Source organism: Escherichia sp. E13S3 (assembly GCF_004212325.1).
GTDB lineage: Bacteria > Pseudomonadota > Gammaproteobacteria > Enterobacterales > Enterobacteriaceae > Escherichia.
The window spans coordinates 238,706-255,752 of the sequence record NZ_RHJR01000007.1; the positions used below are offsets into that span (position 1 = coordinate 238,706).

13 protein-coding genes are annotated in these 17,047 nt (G+C 53.0%); 6 read left to right on the forward strand and 7 right to left on the reverse strand.

All coding sequences use genetic code 11. From position 1 onward, the window contains the following. Positions 1–63 precede the first annotated feature (63 nt). Genes gsiD through iaaA form a run of 5 tightly spaced genes read right to left on the reverse strand, consistent with a single transcriptional unit; the run spans position 64 to position 6,297 of the window. Entirely contained in the window at positions 64–975 is a 912-nt protein-coding gene (gsiD, locus tag D9597_RS09065) for a glutathione ABC transporter permease GsiD (protein WP_130205171.1), read from the reverse strand. Between the two features lie 2 nt (positions 976–977). Further along, positions 978–1,898: a glutathione ABC transporter permease GsiC gene (gene gsiC, locus D9597_RS09070; protein ID WP_130222161.1), complete on the reverse strand. Its 921-nt coding sequence runs from the start codon at positions 1,896–1,898 to the stop codon at positions 978–980. A 17-nt stretch (positions 1,899–1,915) separates the two neighbouring features. Continuing rightward, a complete protein-coding gene (gsiB, locus tag D9597_RS09075; protein WP_130222162.1) occupies positions 1,916–3,454 on the reverse strand; it encodes a glutathione ABC transporter substrate-binding protein GsiB in 1,539 nt (512 codons plus the stop codon). 19 nt (positions 3,455–3,473) lie between these two features. Beyond that, positions 3,474–5,345 carry a glutathione ABC transporter ATP-binding protein GsiA gene (gsiA, locus tag D9597_RS09080; RefSeq protein WP_130222163.1) on the reverse strand — a complete coding sequence of 624 codons (1,872 nt, stop codon included), beginning with the start codon at positions 5,343–5,345 and terminating at the stop codon, positions 3,474–3,476. Beyond that, positions 5,332–6,297: a beta-aspartyl-peptidase gene (iaaA, locus tag D9597_RS09085; protein WP_130222164.1), complete on the reverse strand. Its 966-nt coding sequence runs from the start codon at positions 6,295–6,297 to the stop codon at positions 5,332–5,334. Before iaaA ends, gsiA begins: the two co-directional genes overlap by 14 nt. Positions 6,298–6,500: 203 nt before the next feature. On the opposite strand from iaaA, the gene moeA reads away from it, so the two are divergent. Together moeA and moeB are read left to right on the forward strand one after the other, a co-directional pair. Then, the gene (gene moeA / locus D9597_RS09090; protein ID WP_130222165.1) at positions 6,501–7,736 is read left to right on the forward strand and encodes a molybdopterin molybdotransferase MoeA; all 1,236 of its coding nucleotides are present in this window, start codon (positions 6,501–6,503) and stop codon (positions 7,734–7,736) included. After that, positions 7,736–8,485 carry a molybdopterin-synthase adenylyltransferase MoeB gene (gene moeB / locus D9597_RS09095; protein WP_130222166.1) on the forward strand — a complete coding sequence of 250 codons (750 nt, stop codon included), beginning with the start codon at positions 7,736–7,738 and terminating at the stop codon, positions 8,483–8,485. The genes moeA and moeB overlap by 1 nt, the downstream gene beginning before the upstream one ends. 188 nt (positions 8,486–8,673) lie before the next feature. Here moeB and fsa read toward each other — a convergent pair whose 3' ends face one another. After that, positions 8,674–9,336: a fructose-6-phosphate aldolase gene (gene fsa / locus D9597_RS09100; protein WP_130222167.1), complete on the reverse strand. Its 663-nt coding sequence runs from the start codon at positions 9,334–9,336 to the stop codon at positions 8,674–8,676. Positions 9,337–9,465: 129 nt separating this feature from the next. On the opposite strand from fsa, the gene D9597_RS09105 reads away from it, so the two are divergent. The 4 genes from D9597_RS09105 to D9597_RS09120 all read left to right on the forward strand — a co-directional run bounded on the left by D9597_RS09105 (position 9,466) and on the right by D9597_RS09120 (position 15,174). Continuing rightward, positions 9,466–10,365 (forward strand): glycyl-radical enzyme activating protein, encoded by a 900-nt coding sequence (locus D9597_RS09105; protein ID WP_130222168.1) that lies wholly within the window; start codon positions 9,466–9,468, stop codon positions 10,363–10,365. A 5-nt stretch (positions 10,366–10,370) separates the two neighbouring features. Beyond that, positions 10,371–12,803 carry a glycyl radical protein gene (locus tag D9597_RS09110; RefSeq protein ID WP_130222169.1) on the forward strand — a complete coding sequence of 811 codons (2,433 nt, stop codon included), beginning with the start codon at positions 10,371–10,373 and terminating at the stop codon, positions 12,801–12,803. A 144-nt stretch (positions 12,804–12,947) separates the two neighbouring features. Continuing rightward, on the forward strand, positions 12,948–13,763 hold the full coding sequence (gene ybiV, locus D9597_RS09115) for a sugar-phosphatase YbiV (protein WP_130222170.1): 816 nt from the start codon (positions 12,948–12,950) through the stop codon (positions 13,761–13,763). A 151-nt stretch (positions 13,764–13,914) separates the two neighbouring features. Further along, the gene (locus D9597_RS09120; protein ID WP_130222171.1) at positions 13,915–15,174 is read left to right on the forward strand and encodes a DUF1479 domain-containing protein; all 1,260 of its coding nucleotides are present in this window, start codon (positions 13,915–13,917) and stop codon (positions 15,172–15,174) included. A 239-nt stretch (positions 15,175–15,413) separates the two neighbouring features. Here the strand turns inward: D9597_RS09120 and D9597_RS09125 are convergent, their stop codons facing one another. Beyond that, positions 15,414–17,006 carry an ABC-F family ATPase gene (locus D9597_RS09125; RefSeq protein WP_130205149.1) on the reverse strand — a complete coding sequence of 531 codons (1,593 nt, stop codon included), beginning with the start codon at positions 17,004–17,006 and terminating at the stop codon, positions 15,414–15,416. Positions 17,007–17,047 lie beyond the last annotated feature (41 nt).

Genomic DNA, 17,047 nt, shown 5'->3' on the forward strand with positions numbered 1-17,047 from the left:
CATTTGCGTATAGCAATAATTTCCTATGACGCCATTACATTTTTAAGCAATATTCTGCCGTGGCTATGCTTTAATTTTCGGGTCCAGCGCGTCGCGTAAGCCATCGCCCAGCAAGTTGAAAGCCAGCACGGTAAGGAAGATAGCGAGTGCCGGGAAAACCGCCACATGCGGCGCGATGACCATATCCGCTCGCGCTTCATTGAGCATAGCCCCCCATTCTGGTGTCGGCGGCTGCGCCCCCAGGCCAAGAAATGAAAGGCTGGCAGCCGAGATGATCGAAGTGCCAATACGCATTGTGAAAAAGACGACAATGGAAGAGACAGTCCCGGGCAAGATATGGCGCAACAAGATGGTCATGTCGCTGGCACCAATACTGCGCGCCGATTCAATAAAAGTTTGCTGTTTCAACACCAGCGTGTTGCCACGCACCAGACGGGCAAAAGCCGGAATGGAAAAGATGGCGACTGCGATAATTACGTTGGCAATACCGCTTCCTAACACCGCAACGACAGCAATCGCCAGTAATATGCCAGGGAAAGCAAACAGCACATCGCAAATACGCATAATCAATCGGTCCCACCAGCCTTCGTAATATCCCGCCAGTAAACCCAATAGCGTACCGATCGCCGCGCCAATAAAGACAGCAAACACACCCGCCGCCAGCGAGATTTGCGCGCCGACCAGGACACGGCTGAAAATATCACGCCCCAGCGAGTCGACACCAAACCAGTGTTGCAAAGAAGGGCCGTTATTTAGGTTGTCATAATCGAAAAAATTTTCGGCATCATAGGGGGCGATCCAACGGGCAAAAATTGCCACCACAATCAGCAAAATGACGAACAGTGCGGCGGCCATCGCCATATGCTGACGGCGAAAACGCCGCCAGAATTCATGCCACGGTGTACGTACCTGGTCAGGTTTTACCAGTGGCATAGCGTTTAACACCGCCTGGCGTCGCCAGTTAAATAGTCGCATCCTTACTTGTACCTGATAGCCGGGTTAATGGCGGCGTAAAGCACATCCACCACTAAGTTGATAAGAATAAACTCCAGCGAGAAGAGCAGAATTTCTGCCTGAATCACCGAGTAATCACGCATTTCTACCGAATCGACCAGTAAACGCCCAAGTCCGGGCCAGTTAAATACTTTCTCCACCACGATAGAGCCACCGAGCAAAAAGCCAAACTGCAATCCCATCATGGTGACCACCGGGATCATGGCGTTGCGTAAACCATGCTTGAGGACAACCCAGGTTTCGCTTACCCCTTTCGCCCTCGCGGTACGCATATAATCTTCATTTAAAACGTCAACAAACGAGGCGCGGGTAAAACGCGCCATCACTGCCGCCACCGCCGCGCCGAGCGTCAGAGAAGGTAATATGTAGTGCTGCCAACTGTCTGCACCTACGGTAGGCAACCAGCCAAGTTCAACAGAGAAAACCTGAATCAGCAGTATTCCGAGCGCAAATGCCGGAAATGAAATCCCTGATACCGCGATGGTCATACTTAATCGATCCGGCCAACGGTTACGCCAGACGGCGGCGATAATACCCGCCGCCATGCCGAACAGCACCGCCCATGTCATACTGGTTATGGTCAACCACAGCGTAGGCATGAAACGGCTGGCGATCTCCTCGGCAACCGGACGACGCGACACCATCGACAGACCAAAATCCCCCTGCACGGCATTGCTGATATAGTGCCAGAACTGGTGATACAGCGGCTGATCCAGCCCCAGTTGCTGACGCACCAGTTCGATGACCTGCGCATCGGCTTCTGGACCGGCAATCAATCGCGCCGGGTCGCCGGGTAGCATATGGACAAACAAAAACACCAGCACTGAGACAATAAACAGCGTCGGAATCAGCCCCAGCAAGCGTTTGATAACGTAATTAAGCATTCCTCTCCCTGCGTTGCTTATTGCAAATCCGCATCTTCAAAGCTAAAGCCAGTGTCTGGCATAATCCAAAAACCGCTCAGTTTTTTGCTGTGTGCCGACACCAGTTTTTCTACCACCAGCGGGATCCACGGCGACTCTTGCCAGATGGTATCCTGCGCCGCCTTATACAAGCGCGCCTTTTCCGCCGGATCGTTGGTTTTCAGCGCCTGGGCAAGCTCGTCATCCACCTGCTTATTGCTGTAAAACGCAGTATTAAACAGCGTCGGTGGCCAGTTCTGCGAGGCGAACAGCGGCGATAGCGCCCAGTCAGCTTCACCGGTCGAGGCCGACCAGCCAGTATAGAACATTCGCACGCCGCTCTCTTTTTGCCCTTTACCTTCAACTTCAGCCGCCCGCTGCCCGGCATCCATCGCCGTCACCTGGGCTTTAATCCCCACCTGCGCTAGCTGTTGCTGAGTAAATTGCAGCACTTTCTGCGCGGTACTATGATTATGTGATGACCACAATGTGGTACTGAAACCGTTGGGATATCCCGCCTCTTTTAATAGTTCGCGCGCTTTAGCCGGATCGTAAGGCCACGGTTTATAACTTTGCGCGTAGGCAATACTCGGTGGCACCACACCAGTGGCAGGAACTGCATATCCCGCGAAGGCCACTTTCACCAGTGCCTGACGGTTGATGGCGTAATTCAGCGCCTCACGCACTTTTGGGTTATCGAATGGTTTCTGCGTCACGTTCATACTGATATAACGCTGCATAATCGACGGGCTGGCCATCAGCTCGATATTTTTGTTCTTGTCCAGTAGTGCAGCTTGTTCATAAGGGATGGGGAAAGCAAACTGCGCTTCACCGGTTTGCAGCATTGCCGCGCGGGTATTGTTGTCCGCCACCGGACGCCAGGTGATGCTGTCCAGTTTGGGCAAGCCTGGCTGCCAGTAACCCGCGAATTTTTTAACCTTCACAAAATCGGTCTGGTTCCAGGTATCCAGTTCATACGGTCCAGTTCCGACCGGATGAAAACCAATCTCCTTGCCATATTTTTCCAGCGCTGCCGGTGAAATCATCGCGGTCGCCGGGTGAGCGAGGATGTTAATAAACGCGGAGAACGGCTGTTTGAGGGTAATCTTTACCGTTGTCGGATCGACCGCTTCAGTTTTGGCAATATTTTTGTACAGGTTATAGCGTTTTAAATGATTTGCCGGATCGCTGGCTCGGTCCAGATTCGCTTTGACGGCTGCGGCGTTAAAGTCGGTGCCGTCCTGGAACTTAATCCCTTCGCGCAATTTCACGGTGTAAGTGAGGCCGTCATCGGAAACGGTATAACTCTCCGCCAGCACGTTTTTCAGTTTCATCTCTTTATCCAGACCGAACAGCCCCTGATAAAAAGATTTCGCTACGGCCTGAGATAACGTGTCATTCGCGTCATACGGATCGAGCGTAGTGAAGTTCGATCCCACTGCCACAACCACCTCTTTGGCAGCGAATGCACAAGGTGCCATCAACGCTGCGGCAATGCCCATCGCCACTAACCCACTACGGTGTACAGCTCTTGCCATTTTATTCTCCGCCTGAATGTTATCTACGCATGAATGCGTATTCTGATTGTGGTTGTGCGACGTAATGCCCCGGCCCGACACATTGCAACGAGACGGCGGCAACCTCTTCGCCACGCAGATGAATATTGCTGGGAAGATCGTCCGACAGCAGCACGCGCTGCGGTCGTAGTCGGGACGGTTCAGCGACCGGAACTGCCGCCAGTAATTTACGTGTATAAGGGTGCTGCGGATTTTCAAAGACCGCGCGCCGTGGACCAATTTCAACGATTTGCCCGAGATACATCACCGCCACTCGATGACTGATCCGCTCAACCACGGCCATATCGTGGGAGATAAACAGAAAGGCGATGCCAAAATCACGCTGGAGATCGAGCAACAAGTTGATGATTTGCCCACGGATCGAAACATCCAGCGCCGAGACGGCTTCATCGGCAATGATCACTTTTGGATTCAGTGCCAACGCGCGAGCAATGCAGATGCGCTGACGCTGACCGCCGGAAAACTCATGCGGGTAACGCCACGCATGTTCAGGTAACAGGCCAACGCGTTCCAGCAACCACGCAACGCGTGCAGCAGCTTCTTTACCTTGCAATAAACCGTGTACGCGCAGCGGTTCAACAATCGAATCACCAATGGTCTGTCGTGGATCCAGCGAGGCGTAAGGATCCTGAAAAATAAACTGGATGTCGCGACGCAATGCCTGAAGTTTGCCTGGTGAAAGGGTATCGATTCGCTGCCCTTTGAAGATGATTTCGCCGCCCTGGGATTCAACCAGGCGCAGCAACGCCCTACCGGTGGTTGATTTGCCACTCCCGGACTCTCCCACCAGCGACAACGTTTCGCCCGGCCAGAGATCAAAACTGACCTTCTCAACCGCATGCACTTCTCGCGTAACGCGATTCAGTAAGCCACTACGTAAAGGGAAACGGGTCACCAGATTACGCACCTGTAAAACAGGGTCGCCATCAACCACCGTTTTCTGCTCGACAGGTCGTTCCTGTTTAGCCGGATCTTCAAGCGATATCAGCGGGAAACGGCGAGGATAATCTTGCCCTTTCATCGCCCCCAACTGCGGCACGGCAGCCAACAGCGCGCGGGTATAAGGATGCTGTGGCGCATGAAAAATCTCTTCAACGCTGCCCGTTTCGACCGCTTCGCCCTGATACATCACCAGCACCCGATCGGCAATCTCTGCCACCACGCCCATGTCGTGAGTGATAAAGATGACGCCCATCGACATCTCTTTTTGCAATACTTTGATTAATTGCAGGATCTGCGCCTGAATGGTGACATCCAGTGCGGTGGTCGGTTCATCCGCAATCAGCACCGCCGGACGACATGACAGCGCCATTGCAATCATCACTCGCTGGCGCATCCCGCCGGAGAGTTGATGCGGATAACGCGAAAGAATGGTTTGGGCTTCCGGGATGCGAACCTGATCCAGCATCCGCTTCGCCTCTACCATCGCCTGTTCACGACTGGCGTTTTGATGCAAACGGATAGACTCGGCAATCTGCTCACCCACAGTAAATACCGGATTCAGCGACGTCATCGGCTCCTGAAAAATCATCGCGATATCTGCGCCGCGCACATGCTGTATTTGCCTGGCACTCTGCTCGTTAAGCTCAATCACTTCACGACTGCGTCGCCGCAACAGCATTTGATCGCACTGCACTAAACCGCCTGCTTGTTCCAATAGACGCATCAATGCCAGTGCTGTGACAGATTTACCGGAGCCGGATTCCCCGACAATGGCCAGCGTCTCACCGCGTCGCAGCCGAAAAGAAAGATTGCGCACCGCAGCCACTTTCTGCTGGTCCTGCATAAAGGCAATGTTGAGATTATCGACCGCCAGGACATCACCGGCATCAAGTTCATCACTGTGTGGCAACGGTGTCCCCTTTTTCGCGGTAGATACCAGTGGTTGGTGTATCGCCTGCGTAGCCCCAGGCGCGATACATTCCTTCGGTGTTAAACGGTAGTGCGACGTTACCTTCGTGGTCGATAGCGATTAAGCCACCGCTGCCGCCAAGCGCAGGGAGTTTTTCCATCACCACCCGCTCGCAGGCTTCCGCGAGGCTTAGACCGCCATAATCCATTAACGCGCCGATGTCATACGCCGCCAGCGCGCGGATGAAGACTTCGCCCGTACCGGTACAAGAAACCGCCACACTGGCGTTATTGGCGTAGCATCCGGCACCCACTAAGGGACTATCGCCCACTCGTCCGGGTAATTTATTGGTCATTCCGCCCGTGGACGTGGCTGCCGCCAGATTGCCGTGTAAATCCAACGCCACGGCCCCCACGGTGCCCATTTTTTGTTTTTCATCCAGCGGAGCGCCGCTATGGTCGAGGAGCGTTTCCCCTTCCTCGCGCGCTGCCAGTAGTTGTTCATAACGCAAAGGCGTGGAGAAAATCTCCGGCGAGACGCGCTCCATGCCATGAGCAAACGCAAAATTTTCTGCCCCTTCGCCAATCATCATCACATGCGGGCTTTGCTCCATCACCAGCCGGGCGGCAAGAACCGGATTACGCAGATGACTAATGCCCGCCACCGCCCCCGCTTTCAGTGTGTTGCCATCCATCACGCAGGCGTCCAGTTCATGCGTTTCATCACGCGTAAAGACGGCGCCAATTCCGGCGTTAAAGAGCGGACACTCTTCCAGCAAGCGCACCGCTTCTGTCACCACATCCAGCGCGCTTTCGCCCGCTTCGAGCATTTGCTGTCCGGTTTCAACAATGGCAGACAGCGCCTCAATGTAGCGTAATTCCTGTTGCAGACTCATCTGTGCGCGGCTAATTGCGCCTGCGCCGCCGTGGATTGCAATGACTGCTTTGCCCATAGTCTTCGTCCATTAAGGGTGGCTCGCCACTTTTGCTATAAATATCAGAATTTTTATGAATTACTCATTCAATTTTTGAATATAGAAAGATGTATATGGCATGTAAAGGCGAGCGTCTGCTCTACGACCGAGGTGGCATACAGTCTGTGATGTTTTTCTGACATAATAGACAAATTCGATTTTGCCTCCGCAGGAGTGTTTTCATGGAATTTACCACCGGATTGATGTCGCTCGACACCGCGCTTAATGAGATGCTTTCTCGCGTTACCCCACTGACCGCCCAGGAAACGCTGCCACTGGTACAGTGTTTTGGCCGTATTCTGGCGAGCGATGTGGTTTCGCCGCTGGATGTCCCAGGGTTTGATAACTCCGCAATGGACGGTTACGCGGTACGTTTGGCCGATATCACCTCCGGACAACCGCTACCCGTTGCCGGGAAGTCGTTTGCCGGTCAGCCTTACCATGGCGAGTGGCCCGCTGGCACCTGCATCCGCATTATGACTGGCGCACCAGTACCGGAAGGCTGCGAAGCGGTGGTGATGCAGGAACAGACTGAACAAACGGATAATGGCGTGCGTTTTACTGCTGAAGTGCGTAGCGGGCAAAATATTCGCCGTCGCGGTGAAGATATCTCTGCGGGCGCGGTTGTTTTCCCGGCGGGGACTCGCCTGACTACCGCTGAACTGCCAGTGATTGCTTCGCTAGGGATTGCCGACGTTCCGGTGATTCGTAAAGTGCGAGTGGCGCTATTTTCCACGGGTGATGAGTTACAGTTACCCGGTCAGCCTCTGGGCGACGGGCAAATTTACGATACCAACCGCCTCGCGGTGCATTTGATGTTAGAACAGCTGGGTTGTGAAGTAATCAACCTAGGGATTATTCGCGACGATCCACATGCCCTGCGCGCCGCATTTATTGAAGCCGACAGCCAGGCGGATGTGGTGATCAGTTCCGGGGGTGTTTCGGTTGGTGAGGCGGATTACACCAAAACCATTCTCGAAGAACTGGGCGAAATTGCTTTCTGGAAGCTGGCGATTAAACCAGGTAAACCGTTCGCGTTCGGTAAACTCAGCAATAGCTGGTTCTGCGGCCTGCCGGGCAATCCGGTTTCTGCGACGCTGACCTTCTATCAATTGGTACAACCTTTGCTGGCCAAATTAAGCGGCAATACCGCCAGTGGCCTGCCCGCGCGCCAGCGCGTACGCACGGCATCGCGTCTGAAGAAATCCCCTGGACGTCTTGATTTCCAGCGCGGCGTGCTGCAACGCAACGCCGACGGCGAGCTGGAAGTTACGACCACCGGGCATCAGGGTTCACATATATTTAGCTCCTTTAGCCTCGGCAACTGCTTTATCGTGCTGGAGCGCGATCGCGGCAATGTTGAAGCGGGCGAATGGGTGGAAGTCGAGCCATTTAATGCGTTGTTCGGAGGCCTGTAATGGCGGAACTCAGCGATCAGGAGATGCTGCGCTACAATCGGCAAATCATCCTGCGTGGTTTTGATTTTGACGGTCAGGAAGCATTGAAAGATTCCCGCGTGCTGGTAGTTGGCCTGGGCGGCCTCGGCTGCGCAGCCTCGCAGTATCTGGCAAGCGCCGGCGTCGGTAACCTGACGCTGCTCGACTTCGACACGGTTTCGCTCTCAAATTTGCAGCGCCAGACGCTGCACAGTGATGCCACGGTCGGGCAACCGAAGGTAGAATCAGCCCGTGACGCACTGGCGCGGATCAATCCACATATCGCGATTACGCCGGTAAACGCGTTGCTTGATGACGCTGAACTTGCTGCGATGATTGCAAAACACGATCTGGTGCTCGACTGTACGGATAACGTTGCGGTACGTAATCAACTGAACTCGGGCTGTTTTGCCGCGAAGGTGCCGCTGGTTTCCGGCGCGGCAATTCGTATGGAAGGACAAATCACGGTCTTTACTTATCAGGACGGTGAGCCGTGCTATCGCTGCCTTAGCCGTTTGTTTGGCGAGAACGCGTTAACCTGCGTGGAAGCGGGCGTAATGGCACCGTTGATTGGGGTGATTGGTTCGTTGCAGGCAATGGAAGCGATAAAACTGCTGGCAGGTTATGGCAAACCTGCCAGCGGTAAAATCGTAATGTACGATGCGATGACCTGTCAGTTTCGCGAAATGAAACTGATGCGTAATCCGGGATGTGAGGTGTGCGGGCAGTAATTGCCAGCTCCAGGCCTGATAAGACCCGGCAAGCGGCGCATCAGGCATTTGATCCAGACGCCAGATGCGGCGTGAACGCCTTATCTGGCCTACGGTTCGGGCGCAGATTTCCAGGTCTGATAAGACGCGGCAGGAATCAGTGCACTCCGCCACGTCAACAGCAATTTATGAGGATGACAAGCGCCCTGTTAAATCGACGTTCTGCCAAACGCCCCCTGCCAGTCCTGCTCAAACTTCGCCACGGCGGCATCAACTGCCGGATAGCTAATCATCTGTTGCGCGACATCCAGCGGCAGTGTGATTGATTCGCATCCTGCCAGTAAGCAGTCCAGCGCCTGACGCGGGGTTTTGAAACTCGCTGCCAGCACTTTCGCCTGTGGCGCATGCATTTTCAGTAACTGGTGTAAGTCGGTCACCGTCTGAATACCACTTCCGCCCTGAGCATCAATTCGGTTGACGTAAGGCGCAACATACTCTGCCCCCGCCAGCGCCGACAGCAGCCCTTGCGCCGCGCCATAAACCGCCGTACCCAGCGTCGGAATCCCTTCCGCTTTTAATAGCTTAATCGCTGCCAACCCCTCGGCAGTCACAGGTACTTTAACCACGATATCCGCAATAATAGAACGCAGTTTACGGGCATCGTTCACCATACCTTCAGCAGTAGTAGACATGACCTGGGCAAACAAACGCCCCTGTCCGCCCATCGCCTCATGTAACTCAGGAAGTAAAACTTCCAGAGGCTTCTTACCTGCCGCCACAATACTTGGATTAGTGGTCACACCCGCCAACGGAAAAACACGAGCCAGCGTCTTCACTGCGGTGACGTCTGAAGTATCCAGATACAGTTCCATAGTCATCCTCTAAATCTATTTTTGTATGAAATCAGACTATCACGAAAAAACTCTCTGAACAGTTGATGCACATCAATTTAACTTTCATTCGAAAGTATTTTAATGTTTGAACGAAAAAGAGGGGCATCTATGATTTTCAACATTCAGCGCTATTCGACCCACGACGGTCCCGGTATCCGCACGGTAGTTTTCCTTAAGGGGTGCTCGCTGGGCTGCCGCTGGTGTCAGAACCCGGAAAGCCGCGCCCGCACGCAGGACCTGCTATATGACGCGCGTCTGTGCCTGGAAGGCTGCGAACTATGCTCAAAAACCGCGCCGGAAGTGATTGAGCGCGCGCTGAATGGTTTACTCATTCACAGGGAAAAGTTAACGCCTGAACATCTGACGGCGCTGACCGACTGCTGCCCGACACAGGCGTTAACCGTGTGTGGTGAAGTGAAAAGCGTTGAGGAGATCATGGCGACCGTTCTGCGCGATAAACCGTTTTACGATCGCAGCGGCGGCGGCTTAACGCTTTCCGGTGGTGAGCCGTTTATGCAGCCGGAAATGGCAATGGCACTACTGCAAGCCAGCCACGAAGCCGGTATTCATACTGCGGTAGAAACCTGTCTGCATGTGCCGTGGAAATACATCGCCCCTTCTTTGCCGTATATCGATCTGTTTCTTGCCGATTTAAAACACGTTGCCGACGTGCCGTTTAAACAGTGGACCGACGGTAATGCCGCGAGAGTACTGGATAATCTGAAAAAACTCGCGGCGGCGGGCAAAAAAATCATCATTCGCGTGCCGCTGATTCAGGGCTTTAATGCCGATGAAGCCAGTGTGAAAGCCATTACTGATTTTGCCGCCAGTGAACTGCACGTTAACGAAATCCATTTCTTGCCCTACCACACGCTGGGCATCAACAAATATCACTTACTTAATCTGCCCTATGACGCCCCGGAAAAACCGCTTGATGCGCCAGAACTGCTCGACTTTGCCCAGCAGTATGCCTGCCAGAAAGGGTTAACCGCGACCTTACGAGGATAACAATCATGACAACACTGAAACTGGACACGCTCAGCGACCGCATTAAAGCGCACAAAAATGCGCTGGTACATATTGTGAAACCGCCGGTCTGTACCGAGCGCGCACAGCACTATACTGAGATGTATCAACAACATCTCGATAAGCCGATCCCGGTACGTCGCGCGCTGGCGCTGGCGCACCACCTGGCTAATCGCACCATCTGGATCAAACACGATGAGTTAATCATCGGCAACCAGGCCAGTGAAGTCCGTGCCGCGCCGATCTTCCCGGAATATACCGTCTCCTGGATCGAAAAAGAGATTGATGATCTGGCGGATCGTCCGGGTGCTGGTTTTGCGGTGAGCGAAGAGAACAAACGTGTTCTGCATGAAGTGTGCCCGTGGTGGCGCGGTCAGACCGTACAGGATCGCTGCTATGGCATGTTTACCGATGAGCAAAAAGGTCTGCTGGCAACCGGCATCATCAAAGCGGAAGGCAATATGACCTCCGGCGATGCGCACCTGGCGGTCAATTTCCCGCTGCTGTTGGAAAAAGGGCTTGATGGTCTGCGCGAGAAAGTGGCAGAGCGCCGCTCGCGTATCAACCTGACAGTACTGGAAGATTTGCACGGCGAGCAGTTCCTGAAAGCGATTGATATCGTGCTGGTGGCAGTCAGTGAACACATTGAACGTTTCGCTGCCCTTGCGCGTGAAATGGCTGCCACCGAATCCCGCGAAAGCCGTCGCGATGAACTGCTGGCGATGGCAGAAAACTGCGACATCATCGCCCACCAGCCACCGCAGACTTTCTGGCAGGCGCTGCAACTGTGTTACTTCATCCAGTTGATTTTGCAGATCGAATCTAACGGTCACTCGGTGTCGTTTGGTCGTATGGATCAGTATCTCTATCCGTACTATCGCCGCGACGTTGAACTCAACCAGACGCTGGATCGCGAACACGCTATCGAGATGCTGCATAGCTGCTGGCTGAAACTGCTGGAAGTGAACAAGATCCGCTCCGGCTCGCACTCAAAAGCCTCTGCGGGAAGTCCGCTGTATCAGAACGTCACCATTGGCGGGCAAAATCTGGTTGATGGTCAGCCGATAGACGCGGTGAATCCACTCTCTTACGCGATCCTCGAATCCTGCGGTCGCCTGCGTTCGACTCAGCCTAACCTCAGCGTGCGTTACCATGCGGGAATGAGCAACGATTTCCTCGATGCCTGTGTGCAGGTGATCCGCTGCGGCTTCGGGATGCCCGCGTTCAACAACGACGAAATCGTCATCCCGGAATTTATTAAACTCGGTATTGAACCGCAGGACGCTTACGACTACGCAGCGATTGGTTGTATCGAAACCGCCGTCGGCGGTAAATGGGGCTATCGCTGCACCGGCATGAGCTTTATCAACTTCGCCCGCGTAATGCTGGCGGCGCTGGAAGGCGGTCGTGATGCCACCAGCGGCAAAGTGTTCCTGCCACAAGAAAAAGCGTTGTCAGCGGGTAACTTCAACAACTTCGATGAAGTCATGGACGCATGGGATACGCAAATCCGTTACTACACCCGCAAATCAATCGAAATCGAATATGTGGTCGACACCATGCTGGAAGAGAACGTGCACGATATTCTCTGCTCGGCGCTGGTGGATGACTGTATTGAGCGAGCGAAAAGTATCAAGCAAGGCGGCGCGAAATATGACTGGGTATCTGGCTTACAGGTCGGTATTGCTAACCTCGGCAACAGCCTGGCGGCAGTGAAGAAACTGGTATTTGAACAGGGCGCGATTGGTCAGCAACAATTGGCTGCCGCACTGGCGGAAGACTTCGACGGTCTGACTCACGAGCAGCTGCGTCAGCGTCTGATTAACGGCGCGCCGAAGTACGGCAACGACGATGATACCATCGATACGCTGCTGGCTCGCGCTTATCAGACCTATATCGACGAACTGAAGCAGTACCATAACCCGCGCTACGGTCGTGGTCCGGTTGGCGGCAATTATTACGCAGGTACATCATCTATTTCCGCCAACGTACCATTCGGCGCGCAAACTATGGCAACGCCGGACGGACGTAAAGCGCATACCCCGCTGGCAGAAGGCGCAAGCCCGGCCTCCGGTACCGACCATCTCGGCCCAACGGCGGTCATTGGCTCGGTGGGTAAACTGCCTACCGCAGCGATTCTCGGCGGTGTGTTGCTCAACCAGAAACTGAACCCGGCGACGCTGGAGAACGAGTCTGACAAGCAGAAACTGATGATCCTGCTGCGCACCTTCTTCGAAGTGCATAAAGGCTGGCATATTCAGTACAACATCGTTTCCCGCGAAACATTGCTGGAAGCGAAAAAACATCCAGATCAATACCGCGATCTGGTGGTGCGCGTAGCAGGTTATTCCGCCTTCTTCACCGCGCTCTCTCCAGACGCACAGGACGATATCATCGCCCGTACCGAACATATGCTGTAACTCTTCCGCCCGGCGGCCACCGTCGCCGGGCCATATCATTCACAGTATCAATTTCTCGCTCAATTACATTCGAAATAAATTTGTGCCCTGCGTCACATTGTTATTACACTGTGGCGGTTTGCATTCATTGCCAGGAGCACTTCTATGAGCGTAAAAGTTATCGTCACAGACATGGACGGTACTTTTCTAAACGACGCCAAAACGTACAATCATGAGCGTTTTATGGCGCAGTATCAGGAACTGAAAAAGCGCGATATTGAGTTCGTTGTCGCCAGCGGTAACCAGTATTACCAGCTCATTTCCTTCTTCCCTGAGCTAAAAGATGAAATCTCTTTTGTTGCAGAAAACGGCGCTCTGGTTTACGAACACGGCAAGCAGCTTTTTCACGGCGAACTGACCCGACATGAATCGCGGATTGTTATTGGCGAGTTATTGAAAGATAAACAACTGAATTTTGTTGCCTGTGGTCTGCAAAGTGCATACATCAGTGAAAATGCCCCGGAATCATTCGTTGCATTGATGGCAAAACACTACCATCGCCTGAAACCTGTAAAGGATTACCCGGACATTGACGACGTACTGTTCAAATTTTCTCTGAACCTGCCGGATGAACAGATCCCACTGGTGATAGACAAACTGCACATTGCACTCGACGGCATTATGAAACCGGTGACCAGTGGTTTTGGGTTTATTGACCTGATTATACCTGGCCTGCATAAAGCGAACGGTATTTCACGGTTGATAAAACGCTGGGATTTGTCGCCGCAAAATGTAGTGGCCATTGGTGACAGCGGTAACGACGCCGAAATGTTAAAAATGGCGCATTACTCTTTTGCAATGGGCAATGCTGCTGAAAGTATTAAACAAATCGCTCATTACGCTACGGATGACAATAATCATGAAGGCGCGCTGAATGTAATTCAGGCGGTGCTGGATAACATCGCTCCTTTCAATAGTTGATCTTCCCCCTGGCCGGAGTGACCACTTCGGCCTCTCGCCTTTTTGCTCGCTTTGTGCAGTGACTCAAGATCTTTATCTTGCGTTAACTTATTTTTAACTTAAAGTATCAATCGTAATCATTTTACTTTCGAACGAAAGATGAGAGGTTGATATGACTTTTTCCTGTGAGACGCTACCCACAGATGCGAAAACGGCTATCCGAGAAATGAAAGCTGCGCTGCGGGAACAGCTCGGTGATATACAACAGGTTTTCGATACACTCTCTGCAAAAATCGAAACGCGTGTTGCTGAAATCGATGCCCTAAAAGCGCAAGGGTTGCCGGTTTGGCCAGAAGTTTCTTATAGCGATATTGCCGCAGGTACAGTAAGCGATACCACTCGCAATGAAATTAAACGTCGCGGCTGTGCAGTAATAAAAGGTCATTTCCCTCGCGAGCAGGCGCTGGCGTGGGATCGTGCCATGCTCGATTATCTCGATATCAATCATTTTGATGATGTTTATAAAGGCCCTGGCGACAGTTTTTTCGGCTCACTGGAGGCTTCTCGTCCCGAAATCTATCCCATTTACTGGTCACAAGCACAAATGCAGGCACGGCAGAGCGAAAATATGGCTGCTGTGCAATCTTTCCTGAACCGCCTGTGGAAGGCTGAAAGCAACGGCAAACAGTGGTTTGATCCTGATATCAGTGTGATTTACCCGGACAGGATCCGTCGTCGTCCTCCAGGTACTACATCTAAAGGCCTGGGCGCACATACCGATTCTGGTGCGCTGGAACGGTGGTTATTACCCGCTTATCAGCGCGTTTTTGCCAATGTGTTCAATGGTAATTTCGATGATTACGATCCCTGGGATGCTGCACACCGGACCGATGTCGAAGAGTACACGGTGGATAACACGACCAAATGTTCAGTGTTCCGCACGTTTCAAGGCTGGACTGCGCTCTCTGATATGATATCGGGTCAGGGATTGTTGCATGTGGTGCCTATCCCGGAAGCGATGGCGTATGTTTTATTGCGCCCGCTGCTGGATGACGTACCGGACGATGAACTGTGCGGGGTTGCACCTGGCAAAGTTCTTCCCATTTCAGAGAAATGGCATCCACTATTGATTAAAGCGCTGACATCCATTCCCGCGATAACAGCAGGGGATTCCGTCTGGTGGCACTGCGATGTGATTCACTCCGTCGCGCCAGTAGACAATCAACAGGGTTGGGGCAACGTGATGTATATACCTGCTGCGCCAATGTGCGAGAAAAATCGGGCTTATGCACACAAAGTCAAAATGGCGCTGGAAAAAGGCGCATCACCGGGCGACTTCCCGCGGGAAGATTATGAAGCAAACTGGGAAAGCCGCTTTACACTGGATGATCTGAACATTCACGGTAAGCGCGCACTGGGCATGGACGTGTAAGAGTTGATGGATTATTGGAAGTGAGGTTAAGGAAGTAGGTTCGATGTTGCTCAGATTGCTGACAAAGTGCGCTTTGTTCATGCCGGATGCGGCGTTACCGCCTTATCCGACCTAAAACGGCTTGCAGATTCAATACATTGCAGGGACTGCGTAGGCCTGATAAGCGTAGCGCATCAGGCAATCTTGCGTTTGTCCTCAGCCGCCGTCACCCCGACTGTATCGGGGTGACGGGCAATAACTTACTCGATCCCTCTGCTACGCAGATAATCTTCGTAATTACCGCTAAAGTCGATCACGCGTTCCGGGGTGATTTCCAGAATGCGGGTTGCCAGGGAGCTTACAAACTCACGGTCGTGAGAAACAAAGATCAGCGTACCCTGATACAGTTCCAGCGCCATGTTCAGTGACTCGATGGATTCCATATCCAGGTGGTTGGTCGGTTCGTCCATGATCAGAATGTTCGGTTTCTGCATCATTAACTTACCAAACAGCATCCGCCCTTTTTCCCCACCGGAAAGCACTTTCGCAGGCTTTTTGATGTCGTCCTGGCTGAACAGTAAACGACCAAGAATGCTGCGTACCGCCTGCTCATCATCGCCTTCTTGCTTCCACTGACTCATCCATTCGAACACGGTCAGATCATTTTCGAACTCATATTCGTGGTCCTGGGCATAGTAACCAATGCGCGCGTTCTCAGACCATTTTACGGTGCCGCTGTCCGGTTGCAGATCGCCCACCAACGTTTTCAACAGGGTCGATTTACCGACGCCGTTGGTGCCGAGTACCGCAAGTTTTTCACCGACTTCCAGCAGCAGGTTGAGATTTTTAAACAGCGGACCGTTATCAAAACCTTTAGTCAGACCTTCCACTTCCAGCGCGTTACGGAACAGTTTCTTATCCTGTTCAAAACGGATGAATGGGTTCTGACGGCTGGAGGCTTTCACCTCTTCCAGTTTGATTTTATCAATCTGACGCGCGCGCGAAGTCGCCTGGCGAGATTTCGAGGCGTTGGCGCTAAAGCGGCTAACGAAGGATTGCAGCTCAGCAATCTGCGCTTTCTTCTTGGCGTTATCAGCCAGCAGACGTTCACGCGCCTGGGTCGCGGCCGTCATGTACTCATCGTAGTTGCCCGGATAAACGCGCAGTTCGCCGTAGTCCAGATCCGCCATGTGAGTACAAACCATGTTGAGGAAGTGACGGTCGTGCGAAATGATGATCATAGTGCTGTCACGCTCGTTCAGCACCTGCTCCAGCCAGCGAATGGTGTCGATGTCCAGGTTGTTGGTCGGTTCGTCGAGCAGGAGAATGTCCGGGTCAGCAAACAGCGCCTGCGCCAGCAGCACACGCAGTTTCCAGCCAGGAGCAACTTCACTCATCGGGCCGTAGTGTTGTTCCAGTGGAATACCGACGCCAAGCAACAATTCCCCCGCACGCGATTCTGCAGAGTAACCGTCCATTTCGCCGTATTTCACTTCCAGATCGGCCACTTTGTAGCCATCTTCTTCGCTCATTTCCGGCAAAGCATAGATGCGGTCGCGCTCTTGCTTCACTTCCCACAACTCTTTATGCCCCATGATCACCGTATCCAGCACGGTGTACTCTTCAAAGGCAAATTGATCCTGGCGCAGCTTACCAATGCGCTCATTCGGATCGAGGGAAACGTTGCCCAGCGTCGGCTCAAGGTCGCCGCCGAGGATTTTCATAAAGGTGGATTTACCACTACCGTTCGCGCCAATCAGGCCGTAACGGTTGCCGCCGCCAAATTTGACGGAAATGTTTTCAAACAACGGCTTACTGCCGAACTGCATGGTGACGTTACTGGAAACTAACACAGGCGTATCCTGAAAAGAGATATGACAAACCGCGTATTATG

What these genes read in the sequence shown, in the direction of transcription:
- D9597_RS09120 (WP_130222171.1), top strand. Translation starts at nt 13,915, where the DNA reads ATGACTTTTTCCTGTGAGACGCTACCCACAGATGCGAAAACGGCTATC.
- moeB (WP_130222166.1), top strand. Translation starts at nt 7,736, where the DNA reads ATGGCGGAACTCAGCGATCAGGAGATGCTGCGCTACAATCGGCAAATC.
- D9597_RS09110 (WP_130222169.1), top strand. Translation starts at nt 10,371, where the DNA reads ATGACAACACTGAAACTGGACACGCTCAGCGACCGCATTAAAGCGCAC.
- gsiC (WP_130222161.1), bottom strand. Translation starts at nt 1,898, where the DNA reads ATGCTTAATTACGTTATCAAACGCTTGCTGGGGCTGATTCCGACGCTG.
- gsiB (WP_130222162.1), bottom strand. Translation starts at nt 3,454, where the DNA reads ATGGCAAGAGCTGTACACCGTAGTGGGTTAGTGGCGATGGGCATTGCC.
- D9597_RS09105 (WP_130222168.1), top strand. Translation starts at nt 9,466, where the DNA reads ATGATTTTCAACATTCAGCGCTATTCGACCCACGACGGTCCCGGTATC.
- fsa (WP_130222167.1), bottom strand. Translation starts at nt 9,336, where the DNA reads ATGGAACTGTATCTGGATACTTCAGACGTCACCGCAGTGAAGACGCTG.
- moeA (WP_130222165.1), top strand. Translation starts at nt 6,501, where the DNA reads ATGGAATTTACCACCGGATTGATGTCGCTCGACACCGCGCTTAATGAG.
- gsiD (WP_130205171.1), bottom strand. Translation starts at nt 975, where the DNA reads ATGCGACTATTTAACTGGCGACGCCAGGCGGTGTTAAACGCTATGCCA.
- iaaA (WP_130222164.1), bottom strand. Translation starts at nt 6,297, where the DNA reads ATGGGCAAAGCAGTCATTGCAATCCACGGCGGCGCAGGCGCAATTAGC.
- ybiV (WP_130222170.1), top strand. Translation starts at nt 12,948, where the DNA reads ATGAGCGTAAAAGTTATCGTCACAGACATGGACGGTACTTTTCTAAAC.